This is a genomic window from Baekduia sp., from assembly GCF_035318805.1.
GTDB lineage: Bacteria > Actinomycetota > Thermoleophilia > Solirubrobacterales > Solirubrobacteraceae > Baekduia.
Genome location: NZ_DATHDY010000063.1, coordinates 14138 through 34605, shown reverse-complemented (window position 1 = coordinate 34605; position 20468 = coordinate 14138). Strand labels below are relative to the sequence as shown.

Annotated in this window: 16 protein-coding genes; 8 read left to right on the top strand and 8 right to left on the bottom strand. The window is 72.9% G+C overall.

The window, feature by feature from the left end:
- Window positions 1-18: 18 nt before the first annotated feature.
- The 3 genes from VK501_RS14405 to VK501_RS14395 are packed head-to-tail and all read right to left on the bottom strand — an operon-like array spanning window position 19 to window position 2061.
- Window positions 19-633: a hypothetical protein gene (locus tag VK501_RS14405; protein ID WP_324338431.1), complete on the bottom strand. Its 615-nt coding sequence runs from the start codon at window positions 631-633 to the stop codon at window positions 19-21.
- Window positions 634-690: 57 nt separating this feature from the next.
- Entirely contained in the window at window positions 691-1443 is a 753-nt protein-coding gene (locus tag VK501_RS14400; protein WP_324338429.1) for a DUF3891 family protein, read from the bottom strand.
- 18 nt (window positions 1444-1461) lie between these two features.
- Entirely contained in the window at window positions 1462-2061 is a 600-nt protein-coding gene (locus VK501_RS14395; RefSeq protein WP_324338427.1) for a hypothetical protein, read from the bottom strand.
- 115 nt (window positions 2062-2176) lie between these two features.
- On the opposite strand from VK501_RS14395, the gene VK501_RS14390 reads away from it, so the two are divergent.
- From VK501_RS14390 to VK501_RS14380, 3 genes are all read left to right on the top strand, one after another.
- The gene (locus VK501_RS14390) at window positions 2177-2377 is read left to right on the top strand and encodes a hypothetical protein (RefSeq protein ID WP_324338426.1); all 201 of its coding nucleotides are present in this window, start codon (window positions 2177-2179) and stop codon (window positions 2375-2377) included.
- A gap of 75 nt (window positions 2378-2452) precedes the next feature.
- Complete coding sequence (locus tag VK501_RS14385) at window positions 2453-3229, top strand: FadR/GntR family transcriptional regulator (protein WP_324338424.1); 777 nt, start codon at window positions 2453-2455, stop codon at window positions 3227-3229.
- Window positions 3230-3323: 94 nt separating this feature from the next.
- Window positions 3324-7016: an indolepyruvate ferredoxin oxidoreductase family protein gene (locus tag VK501_RS14380; RefSeq protein WP_324338422.1), complete on the top strand. Its 3693-nt coding sequence runs from the start codon at window positions 3324-3326 to the stop codon at window positions 7014-7016.
- A gap of 46 nt (window positions 7017-7062) precedes the next feature.
- Here the strand turns inward: VK501_RS14380 and VK501_RS14375 are convergent, their stop codons facing one another.
- A complete protein-coding gene (locus VK501_RS14375) occupies window positions 7063-8304 on the bottom strand; it encodes an MGH1-like glycoside hydrolase domain-containing protein (RefSeq protein ID WP_324338420.1) in 1242 nt (413 codons plus the stop codon).
- Between the two features lie 150 nt (window positions 8305-8454).
- Between VK501_RS14375 and VK501_RS14370 the strand changes: the two genes are divergently transcribed.
- On the top strand, window positions 8455-9264 hold the full coding sequence (locus VK501_RS14370; RefSeq protein ID WP_324338417.1) for a hypothetical protein: 810 nt from the start codon (window positions 8455-8457) through the stop codon (window positions 9262-9264).
- On the opposite strand, the gene VK501_RS14365 is transcribed toward VK501_RS14370, so the two are convergent.
- The 4 genes from VK501_RS14365 to VK501_RS14350 form a co-directional block, all read right to left on the bottom strand.
- Entirely contained in the window at window positions 9209-9841 is a 633-nt protein-coding gene (locus tag VK501_RS14365) for a hypothetical protein (RefSeq protein WP_324338415.1), read from the bottom strand. The two genes, VK501_RS14370 and VK501_RS14365, sit on opposite strands and share 56 nt — an antisense overlap.
- Window positions 9842-9892: 51 nt before the next feature.
- Window positions 9893-10747: a sigma-70 family RNA polymerase sigma factor gene (locus tag VK501_RS14360; RefSeq protein ID WP_324338413.1), complete on the bottom strand. Its 855-nt coding sequence runs from the start codon at window positions 10745-10747 to the stop codon at window positions 9893-9895.
- A 237-nt stretch (window positions 10748-10984) separates the two neighbouring features.
- Entirely contained in the window at window positions 10985-11716 is a 732-nt protein-coding gene (locus VK501_RS14355; RefSeq protein WP_324338411.1) for an SGNH/GDSL hydrolase family protein, read from the bottom strand.
- Complete coding sequence (locus VK501_RS14350) at window positions 11703-12938, bottom strand: 4-alpha-glucanotransferase (RefSeq protein ID WP_324338408.1); 1236 nt, start codon at window positions 12936-12938, stop codon at window positions 11703-11705. The genes VK501_RS14355 and VK501_RS14350 overlap by 14 nt, the downstream gene beginning before the upstream one ends.
- A gap of 143 nt (window positions 12939-13081) precedes the next feature.
- Here VK501_RS14350 and VK501_RS14345 point away from each other — a divergent pair, with 143 nt between their 5' ends.
- The 4 genes from VK501_RS14345 (at window position 13082) to glgB (ending at window position 20425) form a co-directional block, all read left to right on the top strand.
- Entirely contained in the window at window positions 13082-14989 is a 1908-nt protein-coding gene (locus VK501_RS14345) for an alpha-1,4-glucan--maltose-1-phosphate maltosyltransferase (RefSeq protein WP_324338407.1), read from the top strand.
- 179 nt (window positions 14990-15168) lie between these two features.
- Window positions 15169-16812 carry a maltose alpha-D-glucosyltransferase gene (gene treS, locus VK501_RS14340; RefSeq protein ID WP_349261018.1) on the top strand — a complete coding sequence of 548 codons (1644 nt, stop codon included), beginning with the start codon at window positions 15169-15171 and terminating at the stop codon, window positions 16810-16812.
- On the top strand, window positions 16809-18200 hold the full coding sequence (locus VK501_RS14335; RefSeq protein WP_324338404.1) for a maltokinase N-terminal cap-like domain-containing protein: 1392 nt from the start codon (window positions 16809-16811) through the stop codon (window positions 18198-18200). Before treS ends, VK501_RS14335 begins: the two co-directional genes overlap by 4 nt.
- Window positions 18197-20425, top strand: a complete 2229-nt coding sequence (gene glgB, locus VK501_RS14330; RefSeq protein ID WP_324338402.1) for a 1,4-alpha-glucan branching protein GlgB — start codon at window positions 18197-18199, stop codon at window positions 20423-20425. Before VK501_RS14335 ends, glgB begins: the two co-directional genes overlap by 4 nt.
- The last annotated feature ends 43 nt before the right edge of the window (window positions 20426-20468 follow it).

Below are 20468 nucleotides of genomic sequence, written 5' to 3'. Positions count from 1 at the left end.
GGAGCCGAAAAGGGCCGTTCAGGCCCCGTGCTGGCCCTCGACGAAGGCCTCCAGGCGCGCCTTGCCGCCCGTCGGCACCGGGTCGCCGTGGGCGAAGAGCAGCGCGTCGAAGTCGTGGACGAGGAGGCGCTCCAGCGCAGCGGTCAGGCCGGCGCGGACCGTGTCGGGATCGTCGCCCATGAGCCCGTCGGAGACGTAGGTCAGCGCGCCGTCCTCGCCCCGGACGATCGCGTCGGCGAAGAGCAGCACGCCGCGCCCCGCGTCGAGGTGGAACGCCGTGTCCTCGGGCGTGAGCGCGCCGACCTCCAGCGCGGTCACGCCGGGAGCGACCTGGTCGCCGAAGTCGAACGGCTGGACGTCGGGGCCGCCGGCGAACTCGTGCAGGCCGCTGCGCTGGGCCTTGATCGGGCAGTCGAACGCCGCGGCGAACGCTTCGGCGTGGCGCAGGTGGTGGCGGTTGGACAGCAGGATCGCGTCGGGCCGGCCGTGCCGGGCGACCTCGTCGATCCCCTCGGCCGGCACCCGCGGGTCGAACAGCGCGCCGCCCTCCACGAAGAAGTGCGAGTGCACGGGCTCCCCGATCCCCTCGTGGAACGTCGTCCAGTGCAGCACCCCGGGGAGCACTTCGTCCATTGCAGCCCCATACCCGTTCACGTCAGATCGACACTAGCGTGAGCCACTGGCGTTGAATCAGAACTTCGGACGCAGGACGATGCGCACGGTCTGCACCGGTGCGCGCTCCAGCGCGGCGTGCAACGCGGGCTCGTCGGCGGCAGGCCCGGCGAGGCGCCGGCCCTCGGCGCGCACCTCCAGCGCGTCGAGCGCCAGCGGCCACGGGTCGAGCGTGACGTGGTCGCCGCCACCGGCGAGTCGCAGCGTCACGGCGCCGTCGGCCGCGGGCACGCCGCGGACCTCGTGCGGCGTCCGATCGTGGCAGAGCGCGAGCGACAGGTCGTCCCAGACGGCCAGGAGCGCCTGGTTGCGCGCCAGCTCCTGCGGCGTGGCGCCGACCTCGCGGGCCAGCCGCTCCTGCAGCACGCGCTGGCCGGCACGGTAGTCGGCGACCGCCTGCGCGATCTCCGGGTCGTCGGTGCGCGGCGGGAACCGGTCGTACAGGCCGGTCCCGTGCAAGGACACCAACAAGGCCGCGTACCGGCTCTGGGTCAGGACATGCTGTGGCGCGGCCGCCCACAGCGCCAGGTGCGTGCGGCGGTCCAGCTCGAAGAACTGGAGCGGCAGGCCCGTGCGCGGGTGGCGCTCCGGCGTCAGGTCCCAGAGCGCCATGCCGACGTCGTGCTGCTCGGCCCCGAGGCAGACCTCCTCCCACGGCGACGGCGCGGGGAAGCGATCGTTGCCCCACGCCCGGGCCAGCTGCCCGGACAGCCAGGCGTGCGACGCCTGGCCGATGGCGAGGACCGCGTCCCCGTCGGGCCGCAGGAGCACTGCGGCGGCTCCCGTCCGCTACCGGTCGCGGAGCTCGGGGTCGGTCTCGCTGACGACCTCCTCGTCGGCCTCGCCGTCGACCGCGGTGGCCTCGTCGGACTCGATCTCGGGCGTGAACGCGTCGCCGGTCGGGTCGGCGCGGCCGTCGCCGTGGGAGGCGTTCTCGATCAGCTCCTCCTCGGAGAGCTCGAAGCCCTCGGCCTCGCCCCCGCCACCCTCGTAGACCGCCTCCATGGCCGGATCGCCGTGGGCGTCGTCGACGCCCGGGCCGCCGATGCCCGCCGCCTCGGCCGCGGCCAGGCGCGTCTCCTCGTCGACCAGCGCGTCGCTGGACTGCTGGCGGCGCCCCTGAAGGATCTCGGCGTCGGGCGGCAGCGGCGGCGTCGCCGCGCGACCGGGCGGGGTGACCGACGGGCCGGGCGCTTCGACCGGCGGCGGTGCGACGGCGGACGCCTGGGCGCTCGGGCCGGCGGTCGGCACGGGCGGCGCGCCGGAGGCGGGCGGCGACGCCGACGGCGACGGCGGGCCGGGGCGGCCGGCACGGCGCCTGCGCAGCACGGCGGCACCGGCGGCGGCGAGGCCGCCGAGGGCGAGGACTCTCTTGGGGAATCGGGGCATGACTGAATCCGTACCCGATCGGGGGCCTCGGCGAAAGGTCTGCAAGACGTACGGCTGAGGCGGTTGGCCTCGGGAGAGGGCATCGCGGCCACCGCGCCGGGGTAGGTCCAGAGGCATGAGCGAGCACCACGGAGCGGATCGGGTCGGCGGCGGCGAGGCGTCGCTCGGCGACGCGCAGGCCTCCAACCCGCCGGACGACCCCGACATGCTGTACCCCGACGCCGAGCCCCTCGACACCGACACGGACTACGAAGGCGACGGCCCGGAGCCGCCGGAGGAGCGCGACAACGAGGATCCGGCCCCCAACGCGCCCTAACACCGTATGGCCTGGCCAGGTCAGAATAGGTTCGGGGGGCTGACCACGGGCGCCGTACGCGTGTATGTTCCGGGCGTGTTCACGCCGGTGCAGACGCGCCGCACCTTCGAGGAGGCGGCGGAGCAGATCGCGGACAAGGTCCGGATCGGAGAGCTGCGGGTGGGCGACAAGCTCCCCGGAGAGCGGGCGCTGGCCGCCCAGATGCAGATCAGCCGGCCGACGCTCCGCGAGGCGGTCAAGGTCCTCGTCGAGGCGGGCCTCCTCGAAGTCCGCCGCGGCCCTGGCGGCGGCATGTTCGTGGCGACCGACGTGGTCGGCGTCGAGCTCGTGCGCCAGCGTTCCAGCCTGCGGCTGGGCGAGGTCGCCGGCGTCCTGGAGGCGCGCCGGATGCTCGAGCCGCGCGTCGCCCAGCTGGCGGCCGTCCGGGCCACGGAGGAGGATTTCGCCGCGCTGCAGCGGTCGATCGACTCCATGCGCGCCCTGGTCGACGCCGGTCGCGCGCTCAAGCAGGAGGATCGCTTCCTCCAGCTCGACGTGCAGTTCCACCTGGCGCTGGCGCGCGCTTCCGGCAACGCGACGGTCGAGTCGCTGATGCGCGTCCTGTTCCGCCAGCTGGAGATCGCGCGCGACATGGCCATGCACCTGCCGCTGGTTCCCGAGTGGACGATCCAGATCCACGAGCGGACCGTCGCGGCCGTCCGCTCGGGCGACCTCGTCGAGGTCGAGTCGGTCATGGACGAGCACGTCGGCCAGCTCGAGCGGACGTGGGAGGAGGAGACCGCCCGGGCGCTGGTGCGTCCCCTGCCGGACTTCCTGCTCCCCGCCACCGCGCGCACCAAGCCCGCGGCCTGACCGACCGAGCGTTTAGAACCGCTCCGGTTGGTGGTAAGGTCACCTTACCCATTAGGGGTCGTTGACTTGCCCAGCGAGACGAGGAGCGCCGGACGTGCCACGGACGACGGATGGCAGCGGGACCCCGAAGCCGACCAGCACCGAGCCGGTCGAGATGCAGGCGACGGCGGCGAGCGGCCCGGCCGGCGCCGGCCCTGCCGCACCCGTCAAGCTGCACCGGCCCGACGTCACGCTCGCCGACAAGTACCTGCTCGAGCAGGGCACCGTCTTCCTCTCCGGCACGCAGGCGCTGGTGCGCGTGCTGCTGGACCAGGTCCGCGCCGACCGCCGCCGCGGCCTGCGGACCGCCACGTTCGTCTCCGGCTACCAGGGCTCGCCGCTCGGCGGGCTGGACAAGGAGATCCTCGGCCTGCGCGAGGTCGCCGCCGACCACGCGCTGCACTTCACCGCAGGCCTCAACGAGGAGCTCGCGGCGACCGCGGTCTACGGCTCGCAGATGGCGCAGGGACTGGGTGGGGGGGTCCGCCCGCGCTACGACGGCGTGACCGGTGTCTGGTACGGCAAGAACCCCGGCCTGGATCGCGCGATGGACGCGCTGCGCCACGCGAACTTCGCCGGCACGCATCCGCACGGCGGCGCGCTGGCGCTCGTCGGCGACGACCCGTCGTGCAAGTCCTCCACCTTGCCCTCGGCCGCCGAGGCGACGCTGGCGTCGCTGCACATGCCGACGTTCTTCCCCGGCACGCTGCAGGAGGTCCTCGACTTCGGCCTGCACGCCGTCGCGTGCTCGCGCGCGTCGGGGCTGTGGAGCGCCATGAAGGTCGTCACGAACATCGCCGACAGCGCCGGCACGGTCCAGGTCTGGCCCGCGCGCGTCGGCCCGGTGATCCCACAGGTGTTCGACCCGGCCAACCCCGGCGAGCCCTACCGCCACGTGCCCAACGGCAACATGCTCTCGGCCGTCTCGCTGGAGCTGGAGCGCACGCTCTTCGGCCCCCGCATGGAGATCGCCCGTCAGTACGCCGCGCTCAACCAGCTCAACCCCGTGACCGTCGCGACGCGCGACGCCTGGCTCGGGGTCGTCGCGGCGGGCAAGGTGTACTACGAGCTCGTCCAGGCGCTCGGCGACCTCGGGCTCGACCAGCGCGCGCTTGAGCGCGCCGGCATCCGCCTGATGAAGGTGGGGATGCTCTACCCGCACGACCGCGACGCGTTCCGCTCGTTCGCGCGCGGCCTGGACGAGATCCTCGTCGTCGAGGAGAAGCTGCCGTTCCTGGAGACCGCGCTGCGCGACGCGCTGTACGGCACGGCCGACACGCCGCGGATCGTCGGCAAGCGCGACGAAGCGGACCGCCCGCTGCTGGCGGCCGAGTCCGACCTCGACGCCGACGCGATCGCCGTGGCGCTCGCGCGCCGGCTCGGGCAGCGCGTCCGGCTCGACTCCGTCGACGCGCGCGTCGCCCAGATCGAGGCGCGCCGCGCGACGACCGCCCGCACCGTGCCGACGCTCGCCCGCACGCCCATGTTCTGCAGCGGCTGCCCGCACAACACCTCGACCGTCAACCCCGACGACACCGTGGTCGGCGGCGGCATCGGCTGCCACACGATGGTCCTGCTCGCGCCCGAGGGCAAGGGCGCGATCACCGGCATCACGCAGATGGGCGGCGAGGGCGCGCAGTTCGTCGGCATGCAGGCCTTCACCGACGCCGAGCACTTCGTCCAGAACGTGGGCGACGGGACCTTCCACCACTCGGCCTCGCTGGCGATCCGCTTCGCAGCGGCCTCGGGCACGAACATCACCTACAAGCTGCTCTACAACGACACGGTCGCGATGACCGGCGGCCAGGACGTCGTCGGCCAGCTGAAGATCCCCGAGCTGACGCGCTGGCTGGCGCTCGAGGGCGTCAAGCAGATCATCGTCACGGCCGAGGATCCGCAGCGCTACAAGCACGTCGAGCTCGACCCGATCGCCTCGGTGCGCCACCGCGACGAGCTGCCGGCCGCGCAGGCCGAGCTCGCGCGCGTGCCCGGCGTCACGGTGCTCCTGCACGACCAGCACTGCGCGGCCGAGCTGCGCCGCCTGCGCAAGCGCGGCAAGGCGACGGAACCCGTGGAGCGCATCCACATCAACGAGCGCGTCTGCGAGGGCTGTGGCGACTGCGGAGCGAAGTCCAACTGCATGTCGGTGCTGCCGGTGCAGACCGAGTTCGGGCGCAAGACGCAGATCCACCAGTCCTCGTGCAACAAGGACTACTCCTGCGTCAAGGGCGACTGCCCGTCGTTCCTGACGATCGTCCCGTCGGCCAAGGACGCCAAGAAGGCCAAGGCCGCGCGGACCGCCGCGGGCTTCCCGGCGCCGCCCGCCGACCTGCCCGCGCCCACGCTCAGCGTGCGGCGCGACGAGTTCCTGATGCGGATGCCGGGCGTGGGCGGCACGGGCGTCGTGACCGTCTCGCAGATCCTCCAGATGGCCGCGATGCTCGACGGCAAGCACAGCTACGGCCTGGACCAGACCGGCCTGAGCCAGAAGGGTGGTCCGGTCATCTCGGACGTCCGGATCTCGCGCGACCCGATCGAGGGCTCCAACAAGGCCTCGGCCGGCGAGGCCGACCTCATCCTCGGCTTCGACGTCCTCGGGGCGGCCAACCCGATGAACCTGCTCGTCGCCGACGCGGCGCGCACCGTCGCGGTGGTCAACACGCACGCCGTCCCGACGGCGGCGATGGTCACCGACACGGGCGTGAAGTTCCCGGCGCTGGAGCGCAACGTGGCGGCGATCGAGCGCGCGACGCGCGCCGACGCGAACGTCTACGTCGACGCCGAGGCGCTGAGCGAGGCGCTCTTCGGCGACCACATGCCGACCAACACGGTGCTCATCGGCGCGGCCTACCAGGCCGGCTGCCTGCCGCTGAGCGCCGACGCGCTGGAGCAGGCGATCCGCCTCAACGGCGCGGCGGTCGAGAAGAACCTCGCCGCGTTCGCGTGGGGCCGCGCGGTCGTGGCGGCGCCCGATGCGGTGCGGGAAGTGCTGGAGGGCGACGCCGATCACGCGGCGCTGGCGGCGGCGCCGGTGCTCGGCGGCGTGGCGCTGGAGATCGTGGACGCCACCGGCGCGGCCGGCGAGCTGCGCCGCCTGCTGGAGATCCGCGTGCCCGAGCTGATCGCCTTCCAGGGCGCGGGGCTCGCGCGCCGTTACGCCGACGACGTCATGGCGGTGGCCGAGGTCGAGGCGCAGCGCGGCGCGCCGGGCGAGACCGCGGTCGCCGAGGCGTTCGCGCGCAACCTGTTCAAGTTGATGGCCTACAAGGACGAGTACGAGGTCGCGCGCCTGCACCTCGACGCGGTCGAGCAGGCCAAGGTGCGCGGCACCTTCGGCGACGGGGCCAAGGTGTACGTGATGCTCCATCCGCCGCTGCTTCGCGCGCTGGGCATGAAGCGCAAGATCAAGATGGGCCGCTGGTTCCTGCCGGGCTTCCGGATGCTGCGCGCGATGCGCCGCGTGCGCGGGACGCGGCTCGACGTGTTCGGCCTGCCCAAGGTGCGGCGCGTCGAGCGCGCGCTGCCGGGCGAGTACCGCGCGCTCGTGGAGCGCTCGCTGGAGCGCCTGACGCCGGTCACCCATGCGACCGTTGCGGAGATCGCCGACCTGCCCGACGTCGTCCGTGGCTACGAGGACATCAAGCTGCGCAACGTCGAGCGCTTCCGCGAGCAGGCGACGGCGCTCGAGGAGCGGCTGGCCAGCGGCGCGCAGAGCGGCGGGTTCACGCTGCCGATGGCGCACGGGTAGCCCACTTCGGGGCGTCGAGGGACGACTGAATCTCGTACAGCGAGATTCAGTCGTCCCTCGACGCGCGTTGGAGGGCGGGGGTGGGCGGCGCGGCGGGGTCGACCAGCTCCCAGAGCAGGGTCGACCAGCCGAAGTCGTGAGCGCCCATGCCGTAGCCCTGGCGCGCCTCGTAGTACTCGCGGAAGCCCTCGCGGGCGACGGTGGCGGTCAGGCGCCGCGCGAGCTCGTCGGCCTCGTAGGAGAGGCCGAGGCGGCGCAGGCCGAGCGAGACCAGCCACGCGCTGTTGACCCACGAGGGGCCGCGCCAGTGGCGGTGGCGGCCCCACCAGGTCTCGCGCGAGGAGTGCGCCGGGTCGTCGAGCGCCACGGCCGGCAGCGGCACGCCGTCGGCGAAGCGCGGCGCGCGCAGCACCTCGGCCACCAGGCGCTCGGCGATCGCGTCGGGGAGGTCGGGCAGCGCCAGCGGCGCGAGCGTGTCCCACGTGACCGGCCGCTGCGCGGGCGGGGTCGGGTGCCGCGCGTGCCGCGCGTCGTCGGCGAAGCGCCCCCGGCGCGGGTCGTACAGGCGCTCGATCAGCGCCGGGGTCAGCGACGGGCGGCCGAGCGCCTGCTCGCTCAGCGACCACGCCACGTTGGTCAGCACCTCGCAGACGACGGGCCTGCGCGCGGCCTCGATGCGGCGCGCGTCGAAGCCCAGCCGCCGGTTTTGGGCGATCAGCAGCGGGAACAGCGGGCGGCCCTGGGCCAGGCGGCCCCACACGTGGTCGAACTTCGGCGAGGCGTCCATCCCCGACTCGTCGGGCTGGATCAGCCAGAGCAGGCCGTCGGCCTCCAGCGCCCGATGCTCGCGCAGCCACGCGTGGTGCCGGGCGATGCGCGGATCGAACCCGTCCCCGCCCGACCCGCCGACCGCCCAGGCCCACGCCCACGCCAGGATCGGCGGCTGGATCGTGCGCGTCATCAGGTCGGCGCGCGAGGCGATGTTGTAGCGGATGGCCCGCTTGGGGTCGAGCGGCCGGCCCCAGAGGATCGTGTGCCCGATGAAGCCGTCGGGGTCCATGGCCTCCAGCAGCGTCTCCAGCTCGGCGCGGGCGCGCGCGGGGTCGAACCGGCGCCGGACGATCGCGTGGAAGCAGGAGTCCCAGTACCACTGCCACGGGTAGCTGCGCGGGCTCGGGACCGAGAAGGCGTAGTGGTGGCCGCGGTAGTCGCCCTCGCGCCAGTTGCCGTCCAGAAGCGCCCGGGCCGCGGCGGGGACGTCGAAGTCGCTCATCGTCCCGGCGGCCATGGGTCATGTTCTAGCGTGCCGGCGCCGGGTCCAGGCGTACTCCCAGGCCACCATGGGCAGCGTCGCATCATGGCCGCCAGGTCCGAGGTGTGCCCGCCGGCGTGGAGCGCGCGTTGCGCGCGATCGAGTCGGCTGGCTAAATACGCGGCGATGGCGAACGCCGCGGACCCGATCGACGACCTCTACGGCGTCGACCCCGAAGAGTTCGTCAGCGCCCGCACGGCGCTGGCCAAGCGGCTGCGGGCCGACGGCGACCGCAAGGGCGCCGACGCCGTCAAGAAGCTGGCCAAGCCGACGCGCGCGGCCTGGGCCGTCAACCGGCTGGCGCGCGACCGCCCGGAGGAGATCCGGGCGCTGGTCGACGCGGGCGAGGCGCTGGCCGGCGCGCAGGAGCAGCTGCTGGACGGTGCGGACGCCGGCGTCCTGCGCGGAGCGGCCGAGGCGGCGCGGCGCCTGGTCGACGCGCTGGCCGACGAGGCGCCGGTCGAGGGCCCGGCGCGCGACAAGGTGCGCGCGACGCTGCATGCGGCGACCGTCGACGAGGACGTCCGCCAGGACGTCGCCGCCGGCCGCGTGGTGCGCGAGCGGTCGGCCAGCGGCTTCGGCGGGCTCGACGCGCTGCTGGCGTCCGGGTTCGAGGCCAGGGCCACGCCGTCGCGCAAGGGCGAGGGCAGGAAGAAGCAGGGCGCCGCGAAGGCCGAGGAGCCGGTGGAGACGACGGTCGCGCCCGAGCCCAGGAAGCCGGACGCCCGGGAGGTGCGCCGCCGCCGCGACGCCCTGCGTCGCGCCAAGGAGGCCGAGGCCAAGGCCGAGGATGCCGTGACGGGCGCCCAGCGCTCCCTCGATCAGGTCGAGTCCACCATCGAGGCCCGGCGCCGCGACCTCGCCGAAGCCCAGTCGGCCCTCACCGAGGCCCGCGACCGCCGCGAGCGCGCCGAGCGGGCCGCGGCGGAGGACTGACCGGCGGCTGCGCCGGCACGCCCGTGACCGTCGCGTCCGGGGCGACGTCGTGCGTCACGACGGCGTGGGCGCCGACCAGGGCGCCGGCCCCGACGGTCACGCCGGACAGGATCGCGGCGGCCGGGCCGATGCGCACGCCGTCGCCGACGGCCACCGGGGAGGTCGTCAAGCCCTGCTCGCGGACCGGGCGCTCGACGTCCTCGAAGCGGGGGTCGCCATCGACGAGGACGACGTCGTCGGCCAGCAGGCAGCGCGCCCCGATGGCCACGCGCGCGTGGGCCGTGATGACGCACATGTCGCCGAGGCGGGTGGCGTCGCCGACGGTCACCTCGGCACCGGCGCCCACGTGGAGCCGGCAGCCGTCGCCGAGCGCGACGCCGGCGCCCAGGACGACGCGCCCGCCCGGCGCCACGTCGAAGACGACGTCGCGTCCGAGGACGACGTCGCGGGCGATCTGCACGCCCGTCAGGCGCCGCGCGCGCGCCGCCCGCCGCCGGTCGCGCCACCCCGGTGCGCGGGGCGGCGCGGCCGGCGGGGCGACGACGACGGGCTCGGAACGACCATGGGCGGCGCACATGCGCCGCCCATCGTTGCAACTGCTGGAGCTGAGGCTCAGCTCGCCGCGGTGCTACGCGGCGACGCGGAGGGACTTGACGTCGCCGTCGGAGGCGAGGCGGCGCAGGGCGCGCTCCTCGGCCTGCCGGGCCTTGCTCGGCGGCATGCCCAGACGGCGGGCGGCCTGGACGAGCGTGTGCTCGCCGTCGCCGCCGGTGCCGAAGCGGAGGTGGATGACCTCGCGCTCGTCCTCGGGAAGGCGATCGACGGCCTCGCGGAGGGCCGACGCCTCGGTCTCGCGCTCGACCTCCTCGTCGACGGTCTCGCCGTCGGCGGGAAGCAGGGCGCCCAGCGCGGTCTCGCCGTCGTCGCCGACGGTCTGATCGAGGCTGGCCAGGGCACGGTCACGCTCGCGCAGCAGCGCGACCTCGTCGAGCTCCAGCTCGGCCGCGGCGGCGATCTTCTCGTCCGACGGCGGCTCGCCGTGCTCGGCGGTCAGCTCACGCTCGACGCGGGCGATCCGGCGGGCTCGCTGCGACATGTGGGAGGGCAGGCGGATCGTGCGGCCTGTGTTGTCGAGGCCGCGCTGAAGCGCCTGGCGGATCCAGATGGTCGCGTACGTGGAGAACCGGTACCCCTTGCGGTAGTCGAACTTCTCGACGGCGCGAATGAGGCCCAGCATGCCCTCCTGGACGAGGTCGTCCAGCGTCAGGCCCTGGCCGACGTAGTGCCGTGCGACGGACACCACGAGGCGCAGGTTGGAGTTCACCAACAGATCCTTCGCCTCGAGATCGCCGCGCTCGATGCGCTGGGCGAGCTCGATCTCCTTGGCGGGGTTGAGCAGCTCGTACTGGCTCGCGCGACGCAGGAGCTGGTCCAGCGGGGTCGCGAGCACGTCGTACGTCAGGGTGGGGGTGGAGGGGGTCAACAAGGTCCTTTCCCGGGTCAAATCCCGATTCCAACAGTCGGGATTCTACGCCATGGTTGTTGCTTACGCAACTGTGCTGCTGAATCACGCAGGCACGGGTTGCGATGAGGGGAGGGGTATTCAGGGTCAACGGGTCGGGAAGATCCGCAGCACATACGTTCCCATTCCCGCATGAAGCGCTCCTAAGGAGCGAATGGTGCCCTTTTCGGCACGTGCTGATTCGTCCCCTGCACGCGATCAAACGTTACGTTCGGTCGCTCTGCGGCGCCAATCCCTCGCCAGATGGGCGAGCTGGCGGGAAAGCGCATAGCGCGCGTCCGCGCGCTTGCCCTCCTGGACGTCGGTCATCGTAGCGGGATCAGGCGTCAGATCGAGCGCGCGTGCGGCGCGGCGCGCGATCTCCAGCTGGCCCAGCGCGGTGGGGTGGACGGCGTCGGGGAAGAAGTGCCGCCACCCTCGCAGGTCGTCCAGCGCCACCACGGTCGCGCCGCGCTCGCCCGCCACGCGCCGCACGATCGCGTTGAGCTCGGCGACCTTCGGTCCCGCCGGCGGCCGGCCCAGATCGAGCGGGACCGTCGCGACGCACACCCGCGCCGCCCGGGCGACCAGGCCGTCCACGAGCGCGACGAGCGCCTGCTCGAACGCCGGACCGTCCCAGTCCGGCCCGCGCACGTCGTTGGTGCCCGTGTGCAGGCACGCCAGCGCGTAGTCGTCGCGCGCCCGCGGCAGCAGCGCGCCGGCGATCCACGGCGTCACCGCGCCCGGCTCGGCGAGGCGGTGGAACGGCAGGTCCTGGGCCTCCGCCAGCCACTGCGCCCACGCGCGCGGCGGCACGCCGAACGCGCCCTCCTCGGGCCCGCAGGTGATCGAGTCCCCGATCCCGAGGACCGGCCCGCGCGGGTCACCGGCCAAGGCGCCCGGCATGCCCGCCGCCGGCGGCGACGGCGACCGATCGTCAGCCTCGGGCACGCCCGGCCTCCTCGGTCGCCGCGCGCAGCCGCCGGGCGTGGCGGGCCGTCAGCTGGCCGTGCTCCAGCGCGAACTTCCACGCGCCGCCGGCGGTCCCCGGCAGGTTCATCCGCGCTTCGCCGCCCAGTCCGAGCACGTCCTGGGCCTGGAGCATCACCAGCGCCGCGGGCGACCGCATCCACAGCCGGATGAGCCCCCAGTCGGCGTCGTCTCCGTCGAGCCCGGCCTCGCGCAGCGCGGCCTGCGCCTCGGCCCGCCGCGGCGCCTCGAGCGTGTCCCACCAACCGCGCAGCGTGTCGGTGTCGTGCGTGCCGGTGTAGGCGACCACGTCGTCGCCGTGGTTCTCCAGCCGGTGCGGGCCCCGCGGGTCGTCCGGGTCGAACGCGAACTGCAGCACGACCATCCCCGGATAGCCCAGCTCGCGCCGCAGCCGCGTGACCGGCGGCGTGATGACGCCGAGATCCTCGGCGATGAAGGCCATCGGACCGATTTCCGCCTCGGCGGCCCGGAACGGCGCCCGCCCCGGCCCGCGCTGCCACGTGCCGCGCCGCGCGTCCCGATCGGCCGCCGGCACGGCCCAGTAGGCGACGAACGCGCGGAAGTGGTCGAGCCGGGCGACGTCGTAGAGCTGGAAGGTCCGGCGGAAGCGCTCGGTCCACCAGCGGTAGCGCCGTCGCCGCAGCGCCGGCCAGTCGTAGATCGGGTTGCCCCAGCGCTGGCCCGCGGCCGTGAACGCGTCGGGCGGCACGCCCGCCACGACGCCGTCCAGGAAGAGCTCGGGCCACGCCTGCTGGTCGTAGGAGCCGGGCGCGACGTAGATCGGGACGTCGCCGATGAGCCCGACGCCGCGCTGCCGCGCATACGCCCGCAGCGCCGCCCACTCCCGCTCGAAGCGCACCTGGTCGGGCAGCATCGGCGCCAGGAGCGAGGCCGCCCAATACGCGTGGCGCTCTCCGAACGCGGCGAGCTCCTCGGGCGTCACCTCGGCCTCCGGCGACTCCAGGAACCCGTTCCAGGCGGCGAACGCCGACGACGACTTGTAGGGCGACCCGTAGCGGTCGGGAGGCCCCAGCGGCAGCATCTGCCACCACGACTGGCCGGCCTCCGCCAGCCAGTCGACGAACCCGCGCGCCTCGGGCCCGAGGCGCCCGCCGGGCAGCGACGTGAGGTGCAGCTGGACGCCGCTGGACCGGCGGGTGAGGGGGTTTCTGTCGTCGATCACTGGATTTGCACGTTCGCCACACGTCATTCTGGGAAGAGTCGAGGACAGTGCCCGCTCGCGGAACCGATCAACCTGCCACGTCGCGCACCGTCAAGGACGGTGGCGCTGCCCGACGCTCGAAGCCGGCTGCGCCGCCGCGGATCGTGATCCTGGAGCCGCAGCCCGTCCTCGACGGCGGCCGCTACGCACCCAAGCGCACCGTCGGCGAGCCCGTCGCCGTCGAGGCGACGATCTTCGCCGACGGGCACGACGTGCTGAAGGCCGTCGTCCGGTGGAAGGCTCCCGGCGGCCGCCGCTGGCACGAGGCGCCGCTGACCCACGTCGACGCCGACGTCGAGGGCGACACGTGGACCGGCGGGTTCGCGGTCGACGCCCTCGGGCGCTGGTCCTGGACCATCGAGGCGTGGATCGACCGCTTCGCCTCGTGGCGCGAGGAGCTGCGCCGCAAGGTCGAGGGCGGCCAGCACGACCTCGCCGGTGAGCTGAGCGAGGGCGTCGTCCTGCTGGAGGCCGCCGCCGAGCGCATCAAGTCCTCGTCGGACCGCCGGCTCGTCGAGCACGCGATCGCGACGCTGACCGACGCGAGCGCCCCGGAGGAGGCCAAGCACGACGCCGGCCTCGGCCCGGAGCTGGCGGCGGCGATCGCGCGCCACCCGGATCGCTCGGAGTCCGCGACGCTCGAGGCGCCCTACGAGGTCGACGTCGACCGCGAGCGCGCTCGCTTCGGCACCTGGTACGAGCTCTTCCCGCGCTCCTGGGGCGGCTTCCGCGGCACCGCTGCAGCGGTGCCCGACATCGCCGCGCTGGGCTTCGACGTCCTCTACCTCACGCCCGTCCACCCGATCGGCGAGACCAACCGCAAGGGCGCCAACAACGCGCTGACCGCCGGCCCCGGCGATCCGGGCAGCCCGTGGGCGATCGGCATGAAGGGCGTCGGCGGCCACGAGGCCGTGCATCCCGAGCTGGGCACCCTGGAGGACTTCGCGGCGCTGGTCGGCGTGGCGCGCGAGCACGGCGTCGACATCGCGATCGACTTCGCGATCCAGTGCTCGGCCGACCATCCGTGGCTGACCGAGCACCCCGAGTGGTTTCACCGCCGCCCCGACGGCTCGCTGAAGTACGCCGAGAACCCGCCCAAGAAGTACCAGGACATCTACAACGTCAACTTCCAGTGCGAGGACTGGAGGAACCTCTGGGACGCGCTGTTGGAGATCGTGCTGCTGTGGGTCGACCGCGGCGTGCAGGTCTTCCGCGTCGACAACCCGCACACCAAGCCCATCGCCTTCTGGGAGTGGCTGATCCGCGAGGTGCGCGCCAAGCACCCCGAGGTCGTCTTCCTGGCCGAGGCGTTCACGCGGCGCGCGGTGATGCGCACGCTGGCGAAGGTCGGCTTCAACCAGTCCTACACCTACTTCACCTGGCAGCAGACGCGCTGGGACCTGGAGCAGTACGTGCTCGAGCTCGCCTACCAGACCAACGAGTACTTCCGCCCCAACTTCTTCGCCAACACGCCCGACATCCTCACCGCCCAGCTCCAGCACGGCGGGCGGCCGGCGTTCGAGTCGCGCCTCGTGCTCGCCGCGACGCTCAGCCCCACGTACGGCATCTACTCGGGCTACGAGTGGATCGAGCACGCTGCGGTCCGCGAGGGCAGCGAGGAGTACCTCGACTCCGAGAAGTACGAGGTCAAGGAGCGCGCGCTGGCGGGCGCCCCGCTCAACGGGCTCGTGCGCCTGCTCAACGAGGCTCGCCGCGCGCACCCCGCGCTGCAGCACCTCTCAAACGTCGAGTTCCTCGACACGGCCAACGACGGGCTCATCGCCTACGTCAAGCGCCACGAGGGCGACACCGTCCTCGCGGTGGTCTGCCTCGACGCCCAATGGGCACAGGAAGGTCTGATCAACGTCCCCGCACACCTCGGCCTGCCGCCGGTCTTCCAGGTCCAGGACCTGCTGGACGGCTCCCGCTACGACTGGCGCATCGGCGGCAACTTCGTCCGCCTGACGCCCGGCGAGCGCCAGGCCCACGTCCTGCGGGTCGTCGCCCCGTGAGCATCCAGGACCGCGAGGGCTCTGACGCCGACGTCCCCACACGCTTCGAGAAGGCCGAGGGCTCGCCGGACGAGCCCGAGTCCACCATCTTGGCCGAGCCGCTCAGCGCGGCCGACCCGACGCACTGGTTCGAGCGCGATCCGCTCTGGTTCAAGCGCGCGATCTTCTACGAGATCCACATGCGCGGGTTCTACGACGGCAACGACGACGGCTCCGGCGACTTCGTCGGGCTGACGGAGAAGCTCGACTACCTGCAGTGGCTCGGCGTCGACTGCATCTGGCTGCTGCCGATGTTCGCCAGCCCGCTGCGCGACGGCGGCTACGACATCGCCGACTTCTACGCCATCCATCCCGACTACGGGTCCGTCGAGGACTTCGAGACGTTCATCCTGGCCGCGCACGAGCGCGGCATCCGCGTCATCGCCGACCTGGTGATGAACCACACGTCGAGCGACCACGAGTGGTTCCAGCAGGCGCGCAAGGCGCCCGCCGGGTCGCCCGAGCGCGACATGTACGTGTGGTCCGACACGGAGGAGAAGTACCAGGACGCGCGCATCATCTTCACCGACACCGAGACGTCGAACTGGTCGTGGGACCCGGTCGCCGGCCAGTACTACTGGCACCGCTTCTTCTCCCACCAGCCGGACCTCAACTACGACAACCCGGTCGTCGGCGAGAAGATGATGGACGTGCTGCGGTTCTGGCTGGACCGCGGCCTGGACGGCTTCCGCCTCGACGCCGTGCCCTATCTCTACGAGCGCGAGGGCACCAACTGCGAGAACCTCGAGGAGACCCACGAGTTCCTGCGCAAGGTGCGCGCGACGGTCGACGAGGAGTACCCCGACCGCGTGCTGCTCGCCGAGGCCAACCAGTGGCCCGAGGACGTCGTCGCCTACTACGGCAAGGGCGAGGGCGACGAATGCCACATGGCCTTCCACTTCCCCGTCATGCCGCGCATGTTCATGTCCCTGCGCCGCGAGGACGCGACGCCGATGCTCGAGATCCTCGACCGCACGCCCGAGATCCCGCGTACCGCGCAGTGGGGCCTGTTCCTCCGCAACCACGACGAGCTGACGCTCGAGATGGTGACCGACGAGGAGCGCGACTACATGTACGGCGAGTACGCCAAGGACCCGCGGATGAAGATCAACGTCGGCATCCGCCGGCGCCTCGCCCCGCTGCTGGACAACGGACGCGACGAGATCGAGCTGATGACCGCGATCCTCTTCTCGCTGCCGGGCTCGCCGGTCCTCTACTACGGCGACGAGATCGCCATGGGCGACAACATCTACCTCGGCGACCGCGACGGCGTCCGCACCCCGATGCAGTGGACGGGCGACCGCAACGGGGGCTTCAGCCGCGCGGACTTCGCGCAGCTCTACGCGCCCCCGCTCATGGACCCGGTCTACGGCTTCCAGGCGGTCAACGTGGAGGCCCAGCTGCGCACCCCGACGTCGCTGCTGCGCTGGCTGCACCGCTTCATCGCGCTGCGCAAGGAGCACCCGGTCTTCGGGCTCGGCGACTACCGCCCGCTGCACCCCGACAACCAGCGGATCTTCGCCCATCTGCGCACCTACGCCGACGACGTGATCATGTGCGTGCACAACGTCGCGCGCTCCGCGCAGGCCGTCGAGCTGGACCTCTCCGAGTTCGAGGGGCGCTACCCGGTCGAGATGTTCGGGCGCTCGCGCTTCCCCCGCATCGGCGAGCTGCCGTACCTGCTGACGCTCGCGCCGCGCGGGTTCTTCTGGTTCGTGCTGGAGAAGCCGCCCGAGGAAGACGAGGTCGGCACCGACGACCAGGAGCAGGAGGCACCGGCATGAGCCCGACCCGTGAGCTGCGGCTGCCCGGCGAGGAGCAGCTGCGCGAGTTCGTGCTGGCGCAGCGCTGGTTCGGCTCGAAGTCGCGCGAGGTCGCGCACTTCCGGCTGCTGGAGACGATCCCGCTGACCGAGCAGCCGCTCGGCATCGCGGTGCTGGAGGTCGAGTTCCTGCCCGGCACGCACGAGCTGTACCAGCTGCCGATCGGCGCGCGCCCGGAGGGCGAGTGGACCGAGGGCGTCATCTGCACCAACGACGGCATGGCGATCTACGACGCCATGTCCGACGACGAGATGGTCCGCCAGCTCGTGCGGCTCATCGGCGAGAACACCGACATCACGACCGGCCAGGGCGTGGCGGAGTTCCGGACCCTGCCCCCCGGGGGCCTCGGCGACGTCGGCACGGTCCGCCCGATGGGCGCCGAGCAGTCCAACTCCTCCGTGGTGCTCGATGAGCGCTTGGTGCTCAAGGCCTACCGGCGCCTGGGCGCGGGCCCGAACCCGGAGCTCGAGATCCTGCGCTTCCTCACCGAGCGCAACTTCCCGCACATCGCCGCGCTGCGCGGCTGGTACGCGCACTCGGGCCGGCTGATCGACGCGACGCTCGGCATCGTCCAGGAGTTCCTCGTCGGCGCCACCGACGGCTGGGACCTCGCGCTGGCCGACCTGCGCGAGGATCCGGCGCGGTTCATCCCGCGCGCGCATGCCCTCGGCGAGGTCACCGGCCGCCTGCACACCGCGCTGGGCTCCGAGAACCAGGACCCGGCGTTCGCGCCCGAGGAGACCTCGGCCGAGGCGCTCGGCCTGCTGACCGCCACGGTCGACGAGGAGATCGAGCAGGTCTTCGTCTCGCTGCCCGACGGCGACGAGCTGGCGCCGATCCGCGGCCGTGGCGAGGAGGTGCGCGAGAAGCTGCGCATGCTGACCCACGTCGGCTCGGCCGGCCGCGTCATCCGCCATCACGGCGACTACCACCTCGGCCAGGTCATGCACACGACCGACGGCGGGTGGACCGTCCTGGACTTCGAGGGCGAGCCGGCCCGGTCGCTGGTCGAGCGCCGCCGCAAGCGCTCGCCGCTGCGCGACGTCGCCGGCATGCTGCGCTCCTTCGCCTACGCCGCCACGGCCTCCGAGCTGCTGCACGGCGCCAGCGCGCCCCCCGGCTGGGAGGAGGAGGTGCGCGCCGCCTACCTCGACGGCTACCTCGTCGAGACCGATCAGAGCCTGCTGCCGCCTGGCCGCGCCGCGGTCGAGCGCCTGCTCGCGGTCTTCGAGCTGGAGAAGGCCGTCTACGAACTGCGCTACGAGCTGGACAACCGCCCGGATTGGGTCAAGATCCCGGTCGCCGGGATCGCCCGACTCCTCGAACCCGAAAGGGAGCCGGAGGCATGAGCCGCACGATGTCGGAGGACCGCTTCACGAAGGCCTGGCAGCGCGATGCCGAGGCGCTGGCGCACGGCGAGCTGGGCGATCCGCACGCGCTGCTCGGGGTCCACGACGACGGCGACGGCGGGACGATCGTGCGGGCCTGGCGCCCCGGCGCCGAGCACGTCACCGTGCACGTCGAGGGCGGCCTGGACTACGGGTGCGAGCAGGTCCATCCGGCCGGCCTCTGGGCCGCGCACCTCGACGGCCGCAAGCCGCCGGTGCGCTACACGCTCGAGACGCGCTATCCCGACGGCGTCAGCGCCACGACCGTCGACCCCTATGCCTTCCCGCCGACCGTGGGCGAGCTGGACCTCCACCTCGCCGGCGAGGGGCGCCACGAGGAGATCTATGAGTACCTCGGCGGCCACCTGCGCACCGTCGACGGCGTCGAGGGCACCGCGTTCGCGGTGTGGGCGCCGTCCGCCAAGGCGGTCTCGGTCGTCGGCGAGCTCAACAGCTGGGACGGGCGGCTGAACCCGATGCGGGCGCTCGGCTCCTCGGGCATCTGGGAGCTGTTCCTGCCCGGCGTCGGCGAGGGCGCGCTCTACAAGTTCGAGATCCGCACGCAGGCCGGCGAGCTGCGGCTGAAGACCGACCCCTACGCCCGCGAGGTCGAGGTCGCGCCCAAGACGGCGGCGATCGTCTCGCGCAGCCGCCACGAGTGGGACGACGACGCGTGGATGGCGCAGCGGCGCGACCAGATCCCGCACGAGCAGCCGGTCTCGATCTACGAGGTCCACCTGGGCTCGTGGCGCCGCGACCCCGGCGACCCCGACGGGGTGCTGACCTACGCGCAGCTGGCCGACGAGCTGGCGGCCTATGTCCACGACATGGGGTTCACCCACGTCGAGCTGATGCCCGTGATGGCCCATCCGTTCACGGGCTCCTGGGGCTACCAGGTGACCGGCTACTTCGCGCCCGACCCGCGCCTCGGCACGCCGGACGACCTGAAGGCCTTCGTCGACCGCATGCACGAGCACGGCATCGGCGTGATCCTCGACTGGGTTCCCGCGCATTTCCCGCGCGACGACTGGGCGCTGGCGCGCTTCGACGGCACCGCGCTCTACGAGCACGAGGATCCGCGGCGCGGCGCGCACCCGGAGTGGGGCACGTTGGTGTTCAACTTCGGGCGCAACGAGGTCCGCAACTTCCTGCTGGCGTCCGGCCTGTTCTGGGCCGACGAGTACCACGCCGACGGCCTGCGGGTCGACGCCGTGGCGTCGATGCTGTACCTCGACTACTCGCGCAAGGCCGGCGAGTGGGTCCCCAACGAGTTCGGCGGCCGCGAGGACCTCGAGGCGGTCGCGTTCCTCAAGGAGCTCAACGAGGTCCTGCACGCCCGCGAGCCCGGCGTGATCTCGGCGGCCGAGGAGTCGACCGCCTGGCCGGGAGTGTCGCGCCCGACCTACGTCGGCGGCCTCGGCTTCGGGTTCAAGTGGAACATGGGCTGGATGCACGACACGCTGGACTACTTCCAGCACGACCCGATCCACCGTCGCTTCCACCACCACGAGCTGACGTTCTCGTTGATGTACGCCTTCAGCGAGAACTTCATCCTGCCGCTGAGCCACGACGAGGTCGTCCACGGCAAGGGCACCATCTACTCGCGCATGCCGGGCGACGACTGGCAGAAGCGCGCCAACGTGCGCGCGCTGTACGCCTACCAGTGGGCGCACCCGGGCAAGAACCTGCTCTTCATGGGCCAGGAGTTCGCGCAGGTCGACGAGTGGTCGGCCGAGCGGTCGCTGGACTGGCACCTGCTCGAAGGTGAGAACGGGTCCCCGCCCACCCATGCGGGCGTGCAGCGGCTGGTCCGCGACCTCAACCACGCCTACCGCGACGAGCCGGCGCTGTGGCAGCGCGACGAGGATCCGGAGGGCTTCTTCTGGATCGAGGCCAACGACGCCGAGAACAGCGTCGTCGCGTTCGCCCGCACCGACCGCGACGGCCGCCCGCTGGTCTGCGTCATGAACCTGACCCCGGTGCCGCGCGAGGGCTACCGCGTCGGCCTGCCCCGCGGCGGGCGCTGGCGCGAGGTCCTCAACACCGACGCCGAGCAGTACGGCGGCTCGGGCACCGGCAACCTCGGTGGCGTCGACGCGGAGCCGCTGCCGTGGCACGGGCAGCCGAGCTCGGCGCCGATGACCCTGCCTCCGCTGGGCGTCCTCTGGTTCGCGCCGGAGGACTAAGCGCTGCGCGCCGTCACCACCCTCCCCTGGGAGCAGCCGCTCG

Excerpts from the sequence above, each read along its gene's own strand:
- treS (WP_349261018.1), top strand. The coding sequence starts at position 15,169 with ATGCGCGGGTTCTACGACGGCAACGACGACGGCTCCGGCGACTTCGTC.
- VK501_RS14365 (WP_324338415.1), bottom strand. The coding sequence starts at position 9,841 with ATGTGCGCCGCCCATGGTCGTTCCGAGCCCGTCGTCGTCGCCCCGCCG.
- VK501_RS14390 (WP_324338426.1), top strand. The coding sequence starts at position 2,177 with ATGAGCGAGCACCACGGAGCGGATCGGGTCGGCGGCGGCGAGGCGTCG.
- VK501_RS14370 (WP_324338417.1), top strand. The coding sequence starts at position 8,455 with ATGGCGAACGCCGCGGACCCGATCGACGACCTCTACGGCGTCGACCCC.
- VK501_RS14395 (WP_324338427.1), bottom strand. The coding sequence starts at position 2,061 with ATGCCCCGATTCCCCAAGAGAGTCCTCGCCCTCGGCGGCCTCGCCGCC.
- VK501_RS14335 (WP_324338404.1), top strand. The coding sequence starts at position 16,809 with ATGAGCCCGACCCGTGAGCTGCGGCTGCCCGGCGAGGAGCAGCTGCGC.
- VK501_RS14375 (WP_324338420.1), bottom strand. The coding sequence starts at position 8,304 with ATGGCCGCCGGGACGATGAGCGACTTCGACGTCCCCGCCGCGGCCCGG.
- glgB (WP_324338402.1), top strand. The coding sequence starts at position 18,197 with ATGAGCCGCACGATGTCGGAGGACCGCTTCACGAAGGCCTGGCAGCGC.
- VK501_RS14405 (WP_324338431.1), bottom strand. The coding sequence starts at position 633 with ATGGACGAAGTGCTCCCCGGGGTGCTGCACTGGACGACGTTCCACGAG.